This window comes from Pseudochrobactrum sp. B5 (assembly GCF_001939785.1).
Lineage (GTDB): Bacteria > Pseudomonadota > Alphaproteobacteria > Rhizobiales > Rhizobiaceae > Pseudochrobactrum > Pseudochrobactrum saccharolyticum.
On the sequence record NZ_MOYL01000002.1, the window covers coordinates 734983 to 750692 of the forward strand.

The 15710-nt window shown below is 51.2% G+C and carries 17 protein-coding genes; 11 read left to right on the forward strand and 6 right to left on the reverse strand.

Annotation, left to right across the window (positions count from 1 at the left end; all coding sequences use genetic code 11):
* Positions 1 to 39 precede the first annotated feature (39 nt).
* From BKD14_RS10000 to BKD14_RS10010, 3 genes are all read right to left on the reverse strand, one after another.
* Positions 40 to 384 (reverse strand): cupin domain-containing protein, encoded by a 345-nt coding sequence (locus BKD14_RS10000; protein ID WP_075655586.1) that lies wholly within the window; start codon positions 382 to 384, stop codon positions 40 to 42.
* Entirely contained in the window at positions 384 to 1670 is a 1287-nt protein-coding gene (locus BKD14_RS10005; protein ID WP_075655588.1) for an O-acetylhomoserine aminocarboxypropyltransferase, read from the reverse strand. The genes BKD14_RS10000 and BKD14_RS10005 overlap by 1 nt, the downstream gene beginning before the upstream one ends.
* A gap of 194 nt (positions 1671 to 1864) precedes the next feature.
* Positions 1865 to 2281: a CoA-binding protein gene (locus BKD14_RS10010; protein ID WP_075655590.1), complete on the reverse strand. Its 417-nt coding sequence runs from the start codon at positions 2279 to 2281 to the stop codon at positions 1865 to 1867.
* Positions 2282 to 2648: 367 nt separating this feature from the next.
* Between BKD14_RS10010 and rplM the strand changes: the two genes are divergently transcribed.
* The 4 genes from rplM to BKD14_RS10030 all read left to right on the forward strand — a co-directional run bounded on the left by rplM (position 2649) and on the right by BKD14_RS10030 (position 4573).
* Positions 2649 to 3113 (forward strand): 50S ribosomal protein L13, encoded by a 465-nt coding sequence (gene rplM, locus BKD14_RS10015; RefSeq protein ID WP_022710805.1) that lies wholly within the window; start codon positions 2649 to 2651, stop codon positions 3111 to 3113.
* On the forward strand, positions 3113 to 3592 hold the full coding sequence (rpsI, locus tag BKD14_RS10020; protein ID WP_022710804.1) for a 30S ribosomal protein S9: 480 nt from the start codon (positions 3113 to 3115) through the stop codon (positions 3590 to 3592). Before rplM ends, rpsI begins: the two co-directional genes overlap by 1 nt.
* Before the next feature lie 169 nt (positions 3593 to 3761).
* Complete coding sequence (locus tag BKD14_RS10025) at positions 3762 to 4115, forward strand: antibiotic biosynthesis monooxygenase (RefSeq protein WP_075655592.1); 354 nt, start codon at positions 3762 to 3764, stop codon at positions 4113 to 4115.
* On the forward strand, positions 4115 to 4573 hold the full coding sequence (locus BKD14_RS10030; RefSeq protein ID WP_075655594.1) for a GNAT family N-acetyltransferase: 459 nt from the start codon (positions 4115 to 4117) through the stop codon (positions 4571 to 4573). The genes BKD14_RS10025 and BKD14_RS10030 overlap by 1 nt, the downstream gene beginning before the upstream one ends.
* Positions 4574 to 4584: 11 nt before the next feature.
* On the opposite strand, the gene BKD14_RS10035 is transcribed toward BKD14_RS10030, so the two are convergent.
* Positions 4585 to 5391 (reverse strand): 5'-nucleotidase, lipoprotein e(P4) family, encoded by an 807-nt coding sequence (locus BKD14_RS10035; protein ID WP_075655596.1) that lies wholly within the window; start codon positions 5389 to 5391, stop codon positions 4585 to 4587.
* A gap of 178 nt (positions 5392 to 5569) precedes the next feature.
* Here BKD14_RS10035 and speB point away from each other — a divergent pair, with 178 nt between their 5' ends.
* The 3 genes from speB (at position 5570) to BKD14_RS10050 (ending at position 8513) form a co-directional block, all read left to right on the forward strand.
* On the forward strand, positions 5570 to 6520 hold the full coding sequence (gene speB, locus BKD14_RS10040; protein ID WP_075655598.1) for an agmatinase: 951 nt from the start codon (positions 5570 to 5572) through the stop codon (positions 6518 to 6520).
* A 191-nt stretch (positions 6521 to 6711) separates the two neighbouring features.
* Positions 6712 to 7644, forward strand: a complete 933-nt coding sequence (argC, locus tag BKD14_RS10045; protein WP_075655600.1) for an N-acetyl-gamma-glutamyl-phosphate reductase — start codon at positions 6712 to 6714, stop codon at positions 7642 to 7644.
* A gap of 17 nt (positions 7645 to 7661) precedes the next feature.
* Positions 7662 to 8513 (forward strand): aminoglycoside phosphotransferase family protein, encoded by an 852-nt coding sequence (locus BKD14_RS10050; RefSeq protein ID WP_075655602.1) that lies wholly within the window; start codon positions 7662 to 7664, stop codon positions 8511 to 8513.
* Positions 8514 to 8545: 32 nt separating this feature from the next.
* Here BKD14_RS10050 and BKD14_RS10055 read toward each other — a convergent pair whose 3' ends face one another.
* Positions 8546 to 9631 (reverse strand): COX15/CtaA family protein, encoded by a 1086-nt coding sequence (locus BKD14_RS10055; RefSeq protein WP_075655605.1) that lies wholly within the window; start codon positions 9629 to 9631, stop codon positions 8546 to 8548.
* A 192-nt stretch (positions 9632 to 9823) separates the two neighbouring features.
* Here BKD14_RS10055 and BKD14_RS10060 point away from each other — a divergent pair, with 192 nt between their 5' ends.
* Together BKD14_RS10060 and BKD14_RS10065 are read left to right on the forward strand one after the other, a co-directional pair.
* Positions 9824 to 10036, forward strand: a complete 213-nt coding sequence (locus BKD14_RS10060; protein ID WP_075655607.1) for a DUF2842 domain-containing protein — start codon at positions 9824 to 9826, stop codon at positions 10034 to 10036.
* Between the two features lie 2 nt (positions 10037 to 10038).
* Entirely contained in the window at positions 10039 to 11184 is a 1146-nt protein-coding gene (locus BKD14_RS10065; protein ID WP_075655609.1) for a GNAT family N-acetyltransferase, read from the forward strand.
* An 8-nt stretch (positions 11185 to 11192) separates the two neighbouring features.
* On the opposite strand, the gene BKD14_RS10070 is transcribed toward BKD14_RS10065, so the two are convergent.
* Positions 11193 to 13433, reverse strand: coding sequence for a Wzz/FepE/Etk N-terminal domain-containing protein (locus BKD14_RS10070; protein ID WP_245293611.1), 2241 nt, complete (start codon positions 13431 to 13433; stop codon positions 11193 to 11195).
* 314 nt (positions 13434 to 13747) lie between these two features.
* Here BKD14_RS10070 and BKD14_RS10075 point away from each other — a divergent pair, with 314 nt between their 5' ends.
* Together BKD14_RS10075 and BKD14_RS10080 are read left to right on the forward strand one after the other, a co-directional pair.
* Positions 13748 to 14311, forward strand: coding sequence for a polysaccharide biosynthesis/export family protein (locus tag BKD14_RS10075; protein ID WP_022710793.1), 564 nt, complete (start codon positions 13748 to 13750; stop codon positions 14309 to 14311).
* Between the two features lie 46 nt (positions 14312 to 14357).
* Positions 14358 to 15497, forward strand: a complete 1140-nt coding sequence (locus tag BKD14_RS10080; protein ID WP_245293612.1) for a glycosyltransferase — start codon at positions 14358 to 14360, stop codon at positions 15495 to 15497.
* Positions 15498 to 15710 lie beyond the last annotated feature (213 nt).

Below are 15710 nucleotides of genomic sequence, written 5' to 3' on the forward strand. Positions count from 1 at the left end.
CTATGGAACGCGGCGTTTTCTATTTCAGACAATATAAGTTTAAAGCTTTATCACATAGGTTTTACGAGTCGTTTCAATCACTTCCCACGTGCCTTTAAAGCCCGGCCTGATGATGAAACTATCGCCTGCCCGCAAAGTGACCGGCTCTTTGCCCTCTTCTGTCACCACAGATACACCACTTATAAGCTGGAAGAACTCCCATTCATCATAAGCGACATGCCACTTGCCTTCAGTCGACTCCCATATACCGGCATAAAGCCCGTCTGAGGTCTCTTCCGCATTCCATGTTCTGAATTGCGGATTGCCAGAAATGATACGCCCTTCTGCGGGCGCACCAAATTCCGGTTCAGACTCTGTGTTTACAGGCAGCAACAGCGACTTCATCAGACGATCTTTGCCAAAGCCTGTTCAAGATCAGCGATAATATCGTCAGCATCTTCAATACCGATCGACAGACGCACCACTTCAGGACCTGCACCGGCAGCAACTTTCTGCTCATCCGTCAGCTGACGATGGGTGGTTGATGCCGGATGAATAACCAGCGAACGGGTATCACCGATATTGGCCAGCAGTGAGAACAGTTCCAGCGAGTTCGCAAATGTCTTACCGGCTTCATAACCGCCCTTCAGACCGAAGGTGAAAACAGCGCCGCCGCCTTTTGGCGAATATTTCTGATGCAAAGCATGATATTTGTCAGTCGGCAGACCGGCATAACGCACCCATGAAACTTTCTCGTGCTTTTCCAGCCATTTCGCTACTTTCAGCGCATTGTCGCAATGACGCTGCATACGCAGCGGCAGAGTTTCAATACCGGCCAGAATCTGGAACGAGTTGAACGGAGAAATCGCCGGACCAAAATCACGCAAACCGAGTGTGCGTGCTGCAATCGCAAAAGCAATATTGCCGAAGGTTTTGTGCAGTTCCGCACCGGCATATTCAGGGCGCGGCTCGCTCAGCATCGGATAATTGCCGGATTTCGACCAGTCGAATGTACCGCCATCGACGAGAATACCGCCCATGGAATTGCCGTGACCGCCGATGAATTTAGTCAGCGAGTGCACAACAATATCTGCACCATGTTCGATCGGACGGATCAGATATGGCGATGCCATTGTATTATCAACGATCAGCGGCAGACCGTGCTTATGCGCGATTTCCGCAATCGCTGCGATATCAACAACGATACCGCCCGGATTGGCCAGACTTTCAACAAAGATCGCACGGGTTTTGTCATCGATCTGTTTCTCGAAGCTGGAAACATCGTCCACATCACCCCAGCGCACTTCCCAGCCGAAAGACTTGAAAGCATTACCGAACTGATTGATCGAACCGCCATAAAGCTTGTTCGCAGCAACAAAATTATCGCCGGTGCGCAGCAGATTATGGAAAACCAGCAGCTGAGCAGCATGGCCGGATGCAGTCGCAACGGCAGCTGTACCGCCTTCAAGCGCTGCAACGCGCTCTTCCAGTACGGCTGTGGTCGGGTTGGTCAGACGGGTATAGATATTGCCGAATGCCTGCAGGCCGAACAAAGCGGCAGCATGATCCACATCATCAAAAACATAAGATGCAGTCTGATAAATCGGCGTGGTGCGAGCACCGGTGGTCGGATCCGGTTTTGCGCCTGCATGAATAGCAAGTGTATCAAAACCCGGGCTGCGCTTAGACATTCTCTACTCCCCAAAATAAACAATTTGGGTCAGGTTAGAATTTTACTCCCGCACAAGCAAAGAAAAAGATTCCGCTTATCACTATAATACACGCAAACTATTATCTTTTTCCGCAGGCACATCTATAAATTACCCGCAGATTTACATTGCGGCAAAACAGAAATTTTGAACCGCAATGTCACAGAAAGCTAAAATCAGGCGCCGATCAGACGCTGATGCTGCTGTTTGGTGCACATATTTGTCACCACCTTTATTCCGGCAGCGCGGGCTTTGGCTTCAGCCTCTTCATGAGTGATTTCAAGCTGCAACCACAAAACATCCGGCTGTGTTTTCAGTGCCAGAATTTCATCGACAATTGCAGGCACGGCACTGGAAGCGCGAAAGACATCGACAATATCAATCTTCTCCGGAATATCGGAGAGCGAGGCATAAACTGTCTGCCCCAATATCTGCTTACCCGCCTGCCCCGGATTGACCGGAATAACTTTATAACCATGCTCCAGCAGATATTTCATCACACCAAAGCTTGGACGATCCTCATTCGGAGAAGCGCCGACCAGCGCGATCACATGCTTGGTTTGCAGGATAGATCTGACTTCCGTTTCATTCATGGCACTCTCCGTTTTCATGCTGCTATGCATCACATTGTGCAGAAGATATAATCTAGGCATAAAATGCGGGCAATTGAAGTGATGCGGCAGGCCGAACGGAAATATAGAGTAAAAATCACCGGATTTTTATAGGGTAACATAATACCGTAATTTTAACGCATTGATTTTAAAAGACAATTACAAGTATATGCAAATTAAACACACTTGACGCCCACTCACAGGCACTGTATTGGACAGCCAGAAAGCGTGCATCTGTCAAAGATGAGCGGTTTTCATTTGTTACGCGCAGATTTCTGCCGCAACACAAGCAACAAAAAAAGCCTTGCTCCAGTCTCTGTTGCAAGGATTATTTCCAAGGATAACTTCAATGGCAACTTTTTCCCAGAAGCCAGCAGAAGTGGTGAAGAAGTGGATCCTGATCGACGCTGAAGGCGTTGTTCTCGGTCGTCTCGCTTCTCAGGTCGCCAACATTCTGCGCGGTAAGAACAAACCAACCTTTACCCCACACGTTGACGACGGTGACAATGTCATCATCATCAATGCTGACAAGGTTGTTCTGACCGGCAAGAAGTACACCGACAAGGTTTACTACTGGCACACTGGCCACCCAGGCGGTATTAAAGAACGTACAGCTCGTCAGATCCTCGAAGGCCGTTTCCCGGAACGCGTTGTTGAGAAGGCGATTGAACGTATGGTTCCGCGCGGTCCGCTCGGCCGTCGTCAGATGAAAAACCTGCGCGTTTATGCAGGCGCTGACCACCAGCACGAAGCACAGCAGCCAGAAGTCCTCGACATCGGCGCTTTGAACAGCAAAAATAAGAGGAACGCATAATGGCTGAGCAGCTCAACTCGCTCGAAGAACTTGGCACAGTTGCAGCAGCTGCTGCTCCTGAAGCTCCTGTTCACGTTAAAAAAGTCGACGCTCTCGGACGTTCTTATGCGACCGGTAAGCGTAAAGATGCGATTGCACGCGTTTGGGTAAAGCCAGGCACAGGCAAGATCATCGTGAACGGCAAAGAGTTCAACGCATATTTTGCTCGTCCGGTTCTGCAGATGGTTCTGCAGCAGCCAATCGTTGCAACAAACCGCACTGGTCAGTTTGACATTATTGCGACTGTTGCCGGCGGTGGTCTGTCCGGTCAGGCTGGTGCGGTTCGTCACGGCATTTCAAAAGCCCTGACCTACTACGAACCAGCTCTGCGCGCAGTGCTGAAAAAAGGCGGCTTCCTGACACGCGACAGCCGTGTTGTAGAACGTAAGAAATACGGTAAGGCGAAAGCCCGTCGTAGCTTCCAGTTCTCCAAGCGCTAATCGCGCTCTGGGGCTTAGTTCTCCAAGCGCTAATCTTTTATCGCTTACGAACGACAGAAAAGCGGATCTTCGGATCCGCTTTTTTTATTTCATGCGACAGAGTAGCGGCTGTCACCTGCAACGCTTGGTCTTTATGCTTTCACATCACCAAGCCTCAGGATTCTGTTTCATGCATAATCGCTCTCCGTTCGCTACCCTTCCTCAACCGCCTTATTACATCGTTGCTTTTTCATCGCAGCGCACGGCGGATGATGAAGGCTATGGTGAGATGGCCGATCAGATGGTTGAGCTGGCAGAAAAGCAGGACGGGTTTCTCGGCATTGAAAGCGTGCGGGATGCAAGAGGCTTCGGCATTACCAACTCCTACTGGCGCGATGAAGAAAGCATTCGCAACTGGAAGCGCAATGTCGACCATCTGGCAGCACAGAAACAGGGACGCGCAGCATGGTATGAAGCCTATGCTTTACGGATTGCCCGCGTTGAACGCGCCTATGGCTTCAATGCGGACGGGGCACAAGCCTGATGACAGCCAATCGTTTTACGCTCCGGCGTCTGGACTTGCAGGATATGGCACAGGCTTCCCGCATCCATCGGGCATCCTTCGATAACACTTTGCCATGGCTGAAAGGCCTGCATACACCACAAGAAGACCAATGGTTTTACGAGAACTGCGTCTTTCCGCAATGTGAAGTCTGGGCAGTATTTTCCCCTGATATGGCTGGTATTATTGCCTTTAAAACAGGCTGGATTGAGCAACTCTATATTCTGCCGGATTTTCAGGGGCACGGTATTGGCAGTGCTTTACTCAGACAGGCACAAACAACATTTCCGCATCTGCAATTATGGACATTTCAGAGAAATATTCAGGCACAGCAATTCTATGAGAAACACGGTTTTATCGCGATTGGTAAAACCGACGGCAGCGGCAATGAAGAAAAAGAACCGGATATGCTCTATGAATGGCGCAGAGCCGGTTCCTGAACTTATCCAAATCAGCCCTTCCAGACTTTTAAATTCTCACGGTTGATTTCCAGCTGTCTCGCCGGTGTTTGCTTGTAATATTCTGTTGCCATGCCACTGATCCAGTCACCGTAATTCGGGTTTGGCAGCATGATGAATTTTGAGCCGAACTTGTTCTGTTGTGCAGCAACCAGCAACCGGCGCTCACTATTATTCTTGCCGTAATATTCAGTGCCAAAATCATTGAGATTATCACCGGCGTAAACCACAACATCATAGCCTTTGGATTTTACCCGATCGAAACGCGGCTGCTTGTTTGACTGTGTTGTGCGCAGAAGAACCGTTTCACGCGATACACCGGGAAAACCGAGTTTTTGCAGGTTTTCGACCGTAGCAGCATAAGATGTGTCATCACGATTGGAGATATAAAACATCCGCCCGCCATGGGAATTGACATAACGGGCGAAAGACACCGCTCCGGCAATGGTCGTTGCCTGTCGCGCCGCCATCCAGCGCGCCCATGTCGGCTTGGTATAAGGCACACCATTCTCCACCCGCCATGCGGCATAGGCGGAATTGTCAATCATTGTCTCGTCCAGATCAACAATCACAGCCTTCTTACGTCCGTCTTCCACCTTTGCCGTGTCAAACGCTCTGCGGGCAGTATTGAAAGCCTGATACGCCAGTGCCTCATATTCACCTGATTGCTGCACCCAGTTCAAACCCAGCACAGACTGCTGCTCAAGTTGAGCCTGTGCCGCTTTCTGATCCGTGACACAGCCTGCTGCTAAAACCGCCAGTGCTGAAACCACAAAAACATTGATTACCCTGCTTTGCATAATGTCCCCTCGGATGAATAGAAAAGCACTATCTGCAGGCAGAACGGGACACATCACAATCGCAACTCTGCGCCCGATAATTCTCAGCAATTTAAATATCGGACGCCCGCTTTATCAGCCTGCCAAAAGACGCTACAGCTTGTATCGTCAGTTTTGTTTCAGCTTACGGTGTTACTTCATGGCGCATAAATCCATCGACAATGCTTTTACGGCTCAGACGATCAAGGGAGCCGCAACCGACCCTACTCATGCCGGTGCCCTCTCTTTTATGCGGCGTCTCTATAGTAAAGATGTGAGCAATGCTGATGCGGTGGTCTGGGGCATTCCGTTTGATGCGGCTGTTTCCAACAGGCCGGGCGCCCGTTTTGGCCCGCAGGCTATCCGCCGTGCTGCAGCGATTTTTGATAATGACCCGCAATATCCGTTTCAGCGCGATCTGTTTGAAAATCTGGCGGTGATTGATTACGGCGACTGCCTGCTCGATTACGGCAATCACCAGCTGACACCGGCAACCATTGAGCAGGAAGCCGCTAAACTGATCGCCAATGATGCTTTTCTGGTGTCGCTTGGCGGCGATCATTTTGTGACATGGCCGATCCTCAAAGCCCATGCCGCGAAATATGGCCCGCTGGCCTTAGTGCAGTTTGATGCCCATCAGGACACATGGTTTGATGACGGCAAGCGTATCGATCACGGCTCCTTTGTTGCCCGTGCTGTACGCGACGGTATTATTGATCCGGCTGCATCCATCCAGATCGGTATCCGCACCCATGCACCGGAAGATTGCGGCATTCAGATTCTCTATGGCCACGATGTTGAAGATATGAGCACCAAAGACATTGTGCAGGCGATTGAAACCCGTACACAGGGGCGCAAAACCTATGTCACTTTCGACATTGATTGTCTTGATCCGGCCTATGCACCCGGTACAGGCACACCGGTTGCGGGCGGCCCGTCCTCGGCAAGAATGCTCTCGGTGCTGCGTCAGCTCGGCAAAATTGATATTGTCGGCGCTGATATTGTAGAGGTTGCACCGGCCTATGACCATGCCGATATAACAGCCATTGCAGGCGCGACAATTGCCATGCATTATCTGGGTCTGCTTGCGGAAAAGAAAGCCGCGCGCTAAAGCGGTTCCGGTGAATATTGAATCACTGATACCGCTCCGACAGTTTGATTTTACGCATTGTCCTCAGGCAAAACCGGTTCCCGCTTATGCCGGAAATGCTTTAGTCTCACAAAATGAATCAACTGTTTGACAGAATGATTCAGCAATAACTCCTAACACTCTGAATTCTCTACCATTAAGGCAAAATTCAAATGAAACCGAAAATCTTTATTGACGGCGAACATGGCACAACGGGTCTGCAGATCCGCACACGCCTTGCCGGTCGCACTGATCTGGAAGTCCTGTCTATTCCGGAAGAAGAACGACGCAATAAAGATTTACGCGCTGACCTGCTGCGCTCGGCTGATATTGCCATTCTCTGCCTGCCGGATGATGCCTCGCGTGAAGCGGTGATCCTGCTTGAAGGCCATTCCACGCGTATTATCGACACGTCAACCGCGCACCGTACCCATTCCAACTGGGTCTATGGTTTTGCCGAACTCGAAGCATTGCAGGCGCAGCGTATCCGCGAAGCCCGTCTGGTTGCCAATCCGGGTTGCTATCCGACCGGTGCAATCTCGCTCATTCGTCCGCTGCGTGATGCAGGGTTGATGAACAGCGATTACCCTGTCACCGTCAATGCGGTATCCGGCTATACCGGCGGCGGCAAGCAGATGATTGCCCAGATGGAAGATGTGAACCATCCGGAACATATGAAGGAAAACAATTTCCTCTATGGTCTGACACTCAAGCACAAGCATCTGCCGGAAATGCAGATGTATGGCAAACTCGACCATGCTCCGATTTTTGCACCAAGTGTCGGCCGTTTTGCGCAGGGTATGATTGTGCAGGTTCCGGTCCATCTCGATCTGCTCAAAGGCAAACCGACATTGGAAGACGTGCATAATGAGCTGAAGGCGCATTATTCCGGTCAGAAAATCGTGCGTGTTGTCCCGCTTGAAGAAAGCAGCGCCATGGCGCGTGTGGATGCCGAAATGCTGGCAGATACAGATGGTATGAATCTTTATGTCTTCGGCTCCGAAGGCGGCAAGCAGATCAATCTGGTCGCCGTGCTGGATAATCTCGGCAAAGGTGCATCGGGTGCAGCCGTGCAGAATATGAACCTGATGCTGGGGCTGCGTTAACCGGAGCATTCATTACTATGGAACAGCAAGCAGTGATAAAGCCGGTATTTCCGGCACATTGGCAGATTGCCTCTGCAACACTGCTCGCTGACACCAATTCCAGCCATATCTGGAAAGCAATAATCACCGGAGAGGAACAATCTCCGGTGATTGTGAAAATTCTCAAGCCTGCCGGTCATGAGGAACTGCGCGGTGCCTATTATCTGCGCGAGCGTGACGGACATGGTGCGATCAGGCTGCTCGGCCTCACGCATGATCCGGTGATGATGTTGCTGGAATATGCCGGGGACTATGACCTCAAAGCCCATCTTGAAGCCGGACATGATACAGAGGCTATCCGCATTGCCGGTGAAGTGATCCGTGCTTTACACAGTCCCTCCGGTCGGGTGCTGCCGTCTGAATTACAGCCGCTGCTCAAGCATTTCAAAAGCCTGTTTGATCTGGCGGGAAAGAAAGCGGATATTTACACGGAAGCAGCCGATCTCGCGGCATCCCTGCTCAGACAGCCTCATGAAATCATCGCCCTGCATGGCGACCTTCATCATGAGAATATCATTCGCAGTGTACGGGGCTGGCTGGCAATTGATCCGCACGGATTATGCGGTGATGCTGCCTTTGATTGTGCCAATCTGTTTTACAATCCGCTCGACCGTGATGATTTGTGCCTCAATATGCAGCGTGCTGCAGAAATGGCGCAATATTTCGCAGGGATCATCAACAAGCCTGTGGCCTATATTCTTGATTATGCCTTTTGCTATGGCTGCCTCTCAGCCGCATGGCATCATGAAGACGGCAATGCTGCAGATGAGGAGCGCGAGTTGAAAATTGCCACCGCGCTGCGCAGATTAAGGCTGCAGCTTTACCCATAAAAAAAGCCCCGCATTTACGGGGCTTTTTTTTGTTATGCTGCACGCATTTCATAAGCACCTTTACAGGCACGCCAATGGGCGACAGCAAAGCTCAGCACCACCAATGCAAAGCCCTGATGCGCCAGCCCCCATTCAATCGGCACCATTGTCAGCAAGGCGATAATTCCGATCGCCGCCTGCATCAGGATCAGGCCCAGCAGCACAACAGAGCGTCGCGCGTGAGTTGTACCGGCAGCATGGCGATGCGCCTGCACAGCGTGTAGCACAGCCAGCACCAGCACCGTATAGGCAAACATCCGGTGAATGAATTGCACGGTCTTCGGATTTTCAAACAGGTTGCGCCAGTAAGGCTGGTTGATGAACAGATCTGAAGGGATAATCGCGCCATCCATCAGCGGCCATGTATTATAGGTCAGACCGGCATGCAGCCCCGCAACCAGCCCGCCAAGATAAATCTGCACCAGAATTGCCAGAACGAGCCAGCCTGCAAAGCGTTGCAAACCACGCGGCGCTGGTTTTTCCGTATATTCAGCAAGCCCGCGCGCGACATAAAACACGGCAGTAATAATTACACAGGCCATAGTGAGATGCACAGCTAAGCGATACTGGCTCACCGATGTCAGCACGCTCAAGCCCGATGCCACCATCCACCAGCCGATAGCACCCTGCAGGCCACCCAGCGCCAGAATGCCGAGCATCCGCGCTTTTAAGCCGTCCTGCAAGCGGCCTGTTACCCAGAAGAAAATCAGCGGAATAGCCACCAGAAAGCCGACGAAACGCGCCAGCATACGATGCGCCCATTCCCACCAGAAAATGAACTGGAACTCTTCCAGCGCCATACCCTTGTTAATCTGCTGATATTGCGGGATCTGGCGGTATTTATCGAATTCTTCCAGCCATTCCGCATGGTTCAGCGGCGGGATAACGCCATGGATAGGCTTCCATTCGGTGATAGACAGACCGGAGCCGGTCATACGGGTTGCACCGCCCACCATGACAATTGCGATCAATACAACGAATACCGCATAAAGCCACCACCGCACCATCTTGCGGTTCTTATCGTGGTTGGCACTGACCGGCTGTTGTGTTGCCGGTAATGCGGCATAATCTGTTATCATCAATCCTGCTCCGACTGAGTTTTACCCCCGCAGATACATGCCGCATGCGCACCGCGAATACAAGACAACAACACGCGACACGCAGACGCTGTTTTTATTACCCCTTTCATAAATCCAGTGACGAAGCGGAGACGAAAATCATTTCAGATTCAGTGCTGTCTGGTGTATGAGAGTGGTGACGGAGAGAGAAATATGCCTGTAAGACTGAAAAAACTGATCGGAACCGTGCTGCTTGTACTGCTGATTGCAGTTTATGCGCTGCTTGCAACCATGATTGCGGTTGCCCATCTTGGCCAGTCCTCGGTCTGGGTACAGCTTGCTTATTTCTTCTTCACCGGCTTTTTGTGGATACTTCCGGCCATGTATCTGTTGTGGTGGATGGTTCAGCCGCCTAAAGCCCGCTGATTATGTTCCGCACAGTCTGTTATTCCGACATTCATGAGGCTCTGCCACTCTGGAGCAATGACAAGACGGTGCATGGTATAGCCCAGTCCGCACTCTGGACTCGGCTCTGGCAGCAGAATGTGAATCCTGACTGTCTTGTGCTGGCGCTGTTTATCGAGGACAGCCCTGCTTTGTTATTGCCGCTTGAGGTTATCAAACAAAACCACAAGCATGTTGCGCGCTTTGCCGGCGGCTCCCATGCCAATTGCAATTTTCCGGTTCTGTTTCCGGCCTTTGCGCAACACATCAGCAAAGACCATATCACTGCACTGATTGCCTGCCTGAAAGAAGCGCGGCCGGATATTACGCTGCTATCCCTCACCCGTCAGATGCAGAGCTGGCTCGGATATAATAATCCGCTGCTCAGCCTCCCCCATCAGCGCAATCCGAATCCGGCGCTGCTTGCCACTCTGCCAGACAGTTTTGACACTGTGCTTGAGCGCAGCAATGCCTCACGCAAACGCAAAAAGCACCGCCAGCATGCCCGCCGTTATGATGAAACAGGTGCATGGCGGATTTATACCGCAGAAGGTGATGCGGAAAACAGCGCTGCATTCAATGATTTTTATGCGATGAAAAGCCAGCGCTTTGCCAAACAGGGCATTGCCAACAGCTTTACCGGCGATGATCTGAACCGTTTTTTCCAGAAACTCTTCGCTGCACCGGAAAATGACACGCACAGACAATATCGCCTGCATGTGCTTGAAGTTGCCGGAAAACCGCGTGCGATTATTGGCTGCGCCTATTGGCAAAGCCCACACGGCCAGACACCACTGCAACGCGGTCTGACTGTGGAATTTGGTGCCTTTGCCGATGATGATCTGGTCACCGCCAGTCCCGGAGATTTTCTGTTTTACGAAGCGATTGCCGCTGCCATTAATGACAAGTTGGATTATTTCAGCTTCGGTATCGGCGAGGAGAAATACAAACGCGACTGGTGTGATATTGAGCAGCCGCTTTATGACAGCCATATCGCGCTGACATTCAAAGGCCGGTTGAGCGCAACATTCAATCAGCTGCGCTCAGGTCTTGTCTATCGTATAAAAACCAACAAACATCTCTGGCCGCTGGTGAAAAAACTGCGCAGCAAGCTGCGTAGAAGCACTTAAACTGGCTTTTATGCGTGCGGTACCATCAGAATGGTCACATCATCCTGACCCGCCTCATGGAATGCCAGTGCCGTCTGCGCCACAGCCTGATCTTCGCTGTCAAACACATTCATCACAAAGACGGATGTATCGCTGTCGAGGTTCATCGCCTGTTCGGCAGAGGATGCACCGGTTTCCACCAACACAAAATCATAGGCCGTTTCCAGCGCTTCAAAAATTACCGGCAGACGCTCGGCCTGTGCCATAGCGGTTTTCGGATCAGAAAGACCTGTCGGAATCACATCCGCATCCGAATATAAATCGCCGTGAATAATATCGGTGAACTGCTTCACATTAAGCAGAAGGTCGGTAATGCCTGCAGGCCTGTTGCCATCCAGCATTGCCTGACTGACAGCACCATTGCCGGTCATATCCACGAGCAACACCCGCAGGCTGCGGTCAGCCAGTTCACGCAGCAGATGCACACTGCCGGCAGAACCGGCATCGCCTTCCGGCGAAATCAGAATGATGCGGCGGCGCTCCTGCAACATCAGACGGCTGGCAATTGCCGCCACACCGTTGGGCGCATAAATATCATCCGATGCCGGATCAGGTTCTTCCGCAGCATCCGGCTCGGACACAGTATAGCTGTCATAGATACGCTGAATTGTTTCAACATCAATTTCAGGACGGGCCATAGGCTGCTCTACCATCTCATTTTTATCGGAAACAGGCTCGGGAGCCGGTTGCACAATCAGCTTATTATCAATCTGTGCGGTTTTATTATGCGCAGGACTAAAATTCTGTGCAACAGCACCATATTCATCGCCCCAGAGATTTTGTCCCCTGACAGCTCTGACAGGATTTGTTGTCATAGCGCGACCACTGAAAAGTTCACGCAATAAAACAAAAACCGACAACAGCAACAGGCCCGCAACGAAACTCATGCTGACCATAGGCAGCACTTTAGGGAAATACGGCGCCCCTGCAACAGTTGCCGTTGAGAAAATCCGTGCATCTGCAGGCTGATCTGTACGATCAGCAATGCTGGAAGCCTCGCGATAGCGCGCCAGATAGGCTTGCAGCAAATCGCGCTGGGCAGCAGCATCACGCTCCAAAGCACGCAGTTCAACTTCCTGACTGCCAGCCTCGGCAGCTTGCGCTTTCAGACGGTTGAGTTCACGGGTCTGCTCCTGCTCGCGGCTGCGGGCAGTCGTCACCTCATTATCGAGGCTTTTCAGAATTGTATTGCCTTCCTGCCGGATTTGCCGGTCAAGATCGGCGAGCTGCGCACGCAAGCCCTGAATACGCGGATGCCCGTCGAGCAATGTTGTCGAGAGATTGGCAATCTCGGCCATCAGCGCTCCGCGGCGCTCATTCAGCTGCTGCATAATGCCGGAAGACATGACTTCCGGCAGGCTGTTGATCGGCACGCCGTTTTTAAGCGCAGTGCGAATGCTTTCGGCTTTAGCCTCACTGGCAGCACGCTCAGCTTTCAGACGCGACAGTTCCGATGAAATATCGGACATTTGCTGCGTGGCAAGAGATGTATTGCTGCTGGTATTGAGAAGGTCACTTGCCGCGCGGAAATCAGCGACTTTGGTTTCTGCCTCACGCACCTTCTTCGTCAGCCGTTCAATTTCCGGCTCCAGCCAGCCTGTTGCATCACCTGTCAGCTGACGCTTGGCAGCGGCTTGTGCTGCAATATATTCCTCTGCAATTTTATCGGCAACATCGGCAGCGATCTGCGGATTTTTGGAGACAAACTCAACCACAATCACCCGTGAGCCGGTTACAGCATAGACCTGTAAATTCTCGCGCATACGGGTGAGAACCTGCTCTGATACCGGAATCGTGCGCGGATCAGGGCGCAATCCCAGCAAGACCAGAACCTGTTTCACCGGCGACATGGTTTTCGGATAGAATTCCGCATAATCTTCAAGCTTCAGATCGGCGGCTACTTTTGCAAGGATTTTAGCAGAGCTGATCAGCTCTACCTGCGATTTCACGGCCTCCGGATCCAGCAGTGGACGATCCGTTTCCGATCCGACATTCGGGCGTGTGAAGACAGTTTCCCGTGCTTCAATCAGAATACGCGCTTCGGAGCGGTAATAAGGAGGGAGAAATTGCGCAACGCCCCATGTCAGCAAAGCAAACAGGAGTGCGCCCAGTAGAATGAACAGCCAGTTGCGCTTCAGAGCGGCAAACAGCGCTCCGATATCAATTTCCGCATTTTCTGCTGCATCACGCATCACTGACCCGATCCCCATAATCCTGCACAGGACTCTTATGGTAAATCATCAAGGTAACTATAGGGTTAAATCCTGCAATTTCCTCTCACCCTTCATACTAAGGGCGTATCAGGACTTTACTTTAGCAGTTTGTATTTAAAGATAATTTTATCAGTACAACAGATTTTAGCTTTTAGTCTTTACGCCATATTAACCCTAATAATTCAATAATCACCATCAGACAGATGTCCGTTGCACAGCTATGAAATGCGCAACGGAACCTGAATATATATAATATAAGCTGGTGGGTTCTGACACCAAAGCAATCAGAACGGGATAAGGAAAAGAGCAGAATGAAAACACGTGTTTTTATGGCAGCTTTGGGCGTAACCTGTCTGGTATTGTCAGGCTGCACCAGCTATCGCCCTGCTCCTCCGGCATTCCACGAAGCGCTGAACCAGCCTTATATTCTCGGTTCCGGCGACCGTCTGCGCATCACCGTTTTTGAACAGACAGGTTTAAGCAATACATATTCCGTTGACCAGTCCGGCTATATTGCCTTCCCATTGATCGGCAGCGTGCCTGCACGCGGCAAAACAGTAAAACAGCTTGAAGCCACCATCGCTTCAAAACTGCGCGGCGGTTATATCCGCAATCCTGACGTCAGCGTGGAAATCGACCGCTACCGTCCTGTCTTCATCATGGGTGAAGTCGGCGGCGCCGGACAATATTCTTACGTACCGGGCATGACTGCACAAACGGCTATTGCAGCTTCCGGCGGCTTTACACCGCGCGCCAATCAGGAAAGCGTGGACATTACCCGCCAGATCAACGGCAAAATCTTTACCGGACGGGTACGCATTACAGATCCTATCCTTCCAGGCGATACAATCTATGTCCGCGAACGGTTATTCTGATCTTCACGGGCAGACCAGCATCCATCCTTCCTGAGACGAGGCTATTGTGAAGCAAAAATCTTTGCGGATTATTCATTGCTTCCGTTCCCCCATAGGCGGTGTGTTCCGCCATATACGTGATCTGGCTGCCATGCAGAGTGCAGCCGGTCATCAGGTCGGTGTGATTTGCGAATTATGCGAAGACGGCGCACTTGAACAACAGCAATTTGCTGCCATGCTGCCTGATCTGGCACTGGGTCTGCACCGCATCCCCATCAGCCGTAAAATAGGCCTCAGTGACATCGGTGCTATTTTAAGCACGCGCAAATTATTGAAGCAGCTTCAACCGGATATTGTACACGGACATGGTGCAAAAGGCGGGACTTATGCCCGCCTTGGCACAATAGGCATCCATAAAAGTCAGGCTCAGCGCCCGCACAAATTTTACTCTCCTCATGGCGGCAGCCTGCATTTTGATCCGGCAACCCTTACCGGTAAAATCATGTTCACGGCGGAACGTCTGCAAGAGCGGATCACCAACGGCCTGATCTTTGTCTCGGCCTATGAGGAAAACACCTATCAGGAAAAAGTCGGAAATCCGCGCTGCGCGCATATTGTGATCCGCAACGGCATCAGCAAAGATGAATTTGCACCGGTTACACCGGAACCCGATGCCGCCGACTTTCTGTTTACCGGCATGATGCGCGACCTGAAAGGGCCGGATTTGTTTATCCGCGCGCTGAGCGAGCTGAACAAGGCAGCAAGAGCCAACAACCGGCCTCTTGCCACAGGTGCCATGGTCGGAGACGGGCCGCAAAAACAGAATTATCAGGCTCTTGCTGCGCAACTCGGACTGGAAAACCACATATGTTTTTATCCGGCAATGCCGGTGCGTGAAGCACTCAAACACGGGCAAATCTTTGTGTTGCCTTCACGTGCGGAATCTCTGCCATATATTGCACTGGAAGTTCTGGCAGCACAGCGCAGCATGATCGCCACGGATGTCGGCGGTCTTGCTGAAATATTCGGCACAGACAGCAATGCCCTTTGCAAACCTGACGCCGGTGCCATCGCCGCAAAAATGTGCGAAGCCCTGACCTTCCCGGCCAATTATCAGCAAACCATGCCTGATCCGCTGCTGCTGCGCTCACGCTTCAGCCGGGAAAATATGGCTCATGCAGTTGAACAATTCTATCGCATCAACTAAATTACATATAAGCACTATGTAAAGCTTCCTTGTTTCATTAAAATACAAATATCATTCGTTTAATTTTACTGTAATAAAGCAATATTGCGGATATTTACTATCCGGCAACCACAATACGTAAAAAGCCCGTATAGCGGCCTAAACTGCGCATTCTCTTAAAAAAAATAAGAAAATAGCAACCCTCATCACGGATAGATTGCTTATATTTTCTTG

Excerpts from the sequence above, each read along its gene's own strand:
- BKD14_RS10000 (WP_075655586.1), bottom strand. The coding sequence starts at position 384 with ATGAAGTCGCTGTTGCTGCCTGTAAACACAGAGTCTGAACCGGAATTT.
- BKD14_RS10005 (WP_075655588.1), bottom strand. The coding sequence starts at position 1,670 with ATGTCTAAGCGCAGCCCGGGTTTTGATACACTTGCTATTCATGCAGGC.
- BKD14_RS10010 (WP_075655590.1), bottom strand. The coding sequence starts at position 2,281 with ATGAATGAAACGGAAGTCAGATCTATCCTGCAAACCAAGCATGTGATC.
- rplM (WP_022710805.1), top strand. The coding sequence starts at position 2,649 with ATGGCAACTTTTTCCCAGAAGCCAGCAGAAGTGGTGAAGAAGTGGATC.
- rpsI (WP_022710804.1), top strand. The coding sequence starts at position 3,113 with ATGGCTGAGCAGCTCAACTCGCTCGAAGAACTTGGCACAGTTGCAGCA.
- BKD14_RS10025 (WP_075655592.1), top strand. The coding sequence starts at position 3,762 with ATGCATAATCGCTCTCCGTTCGCTACCCTTCCTCAACCGCCTTATTAC.
- BKD14_RS10030 (WP_075655594.1), top strand. The coding sequence starts at position 4,115 with ATGACAGCCAATCGTTTTACGCTCCGGCGTCTGGACTTGCAGGATATG.
- BKD14_RS10035 (WP_075655596.1), bottom strand. The coding sequence starts at position 5,391 with ATGCAAAGCAGGGTAATCAATGTTTTTGTGGTTTCAGCACTGGCGGTT.
- speB (WP_075655598.1), top strand. The coding sequence starts at position 5,570 with ATGGCGCATAAATCCATCGACAATGCTTTTACGGCTCAGACGATCAAG.
- argC (WP_075655600.1), top strand. The coding sequence starts at position 6,712 with ATGAAACCGAAAATCTTTATTGACGGCGAACATGGCACAACGGGTCTG.
- BKD14_RS10050 (WP_075655602.1), top strand. The coding sequence starts at position 7,662 with ATGGAACAGCAAGCAGTGATAAAGCCGGTATTTCCGGCACATTGGCAG.
- BKD14_RS10055 (WP_075655605.1), bottom strand. The coding sequence starts at position 9,631 with ATGATAACAGATTATGCCGCATTACCGGCAACACAACAGCCGGTCAGT.
- BKD14_RS10060 (WP_075655607.1), top strand. The coding sequence starts at position 9,824 with ATGCCTGTAAGACTGAAAAAACTGATCGGAACCGTGCTGCTTGTACTG.
- BKD14_RS10065 (WP_075655609.1), top strand. The coding sequence starts at position 10,039 with ATGTTCCGCACAGTCTGTTATTCCGACATTCATGAGGCTCTGCCACTC.
- BKD14_RS10070 (WP_245293611.1), bottom strand. The coding sequence starts at position 13,433 with ATGGGGATCGGGTCAGTGATGCGTGATGCAGCAGAAAATGCGGAAATT.
- BKD14_RS10075 (WP_022710793.1), top strand. The coding sequence starts at position 13,748 with ATGAAAACACGTGTTTTTATGGCAGCTTTGGGCGTAACCTGTCTGGTA.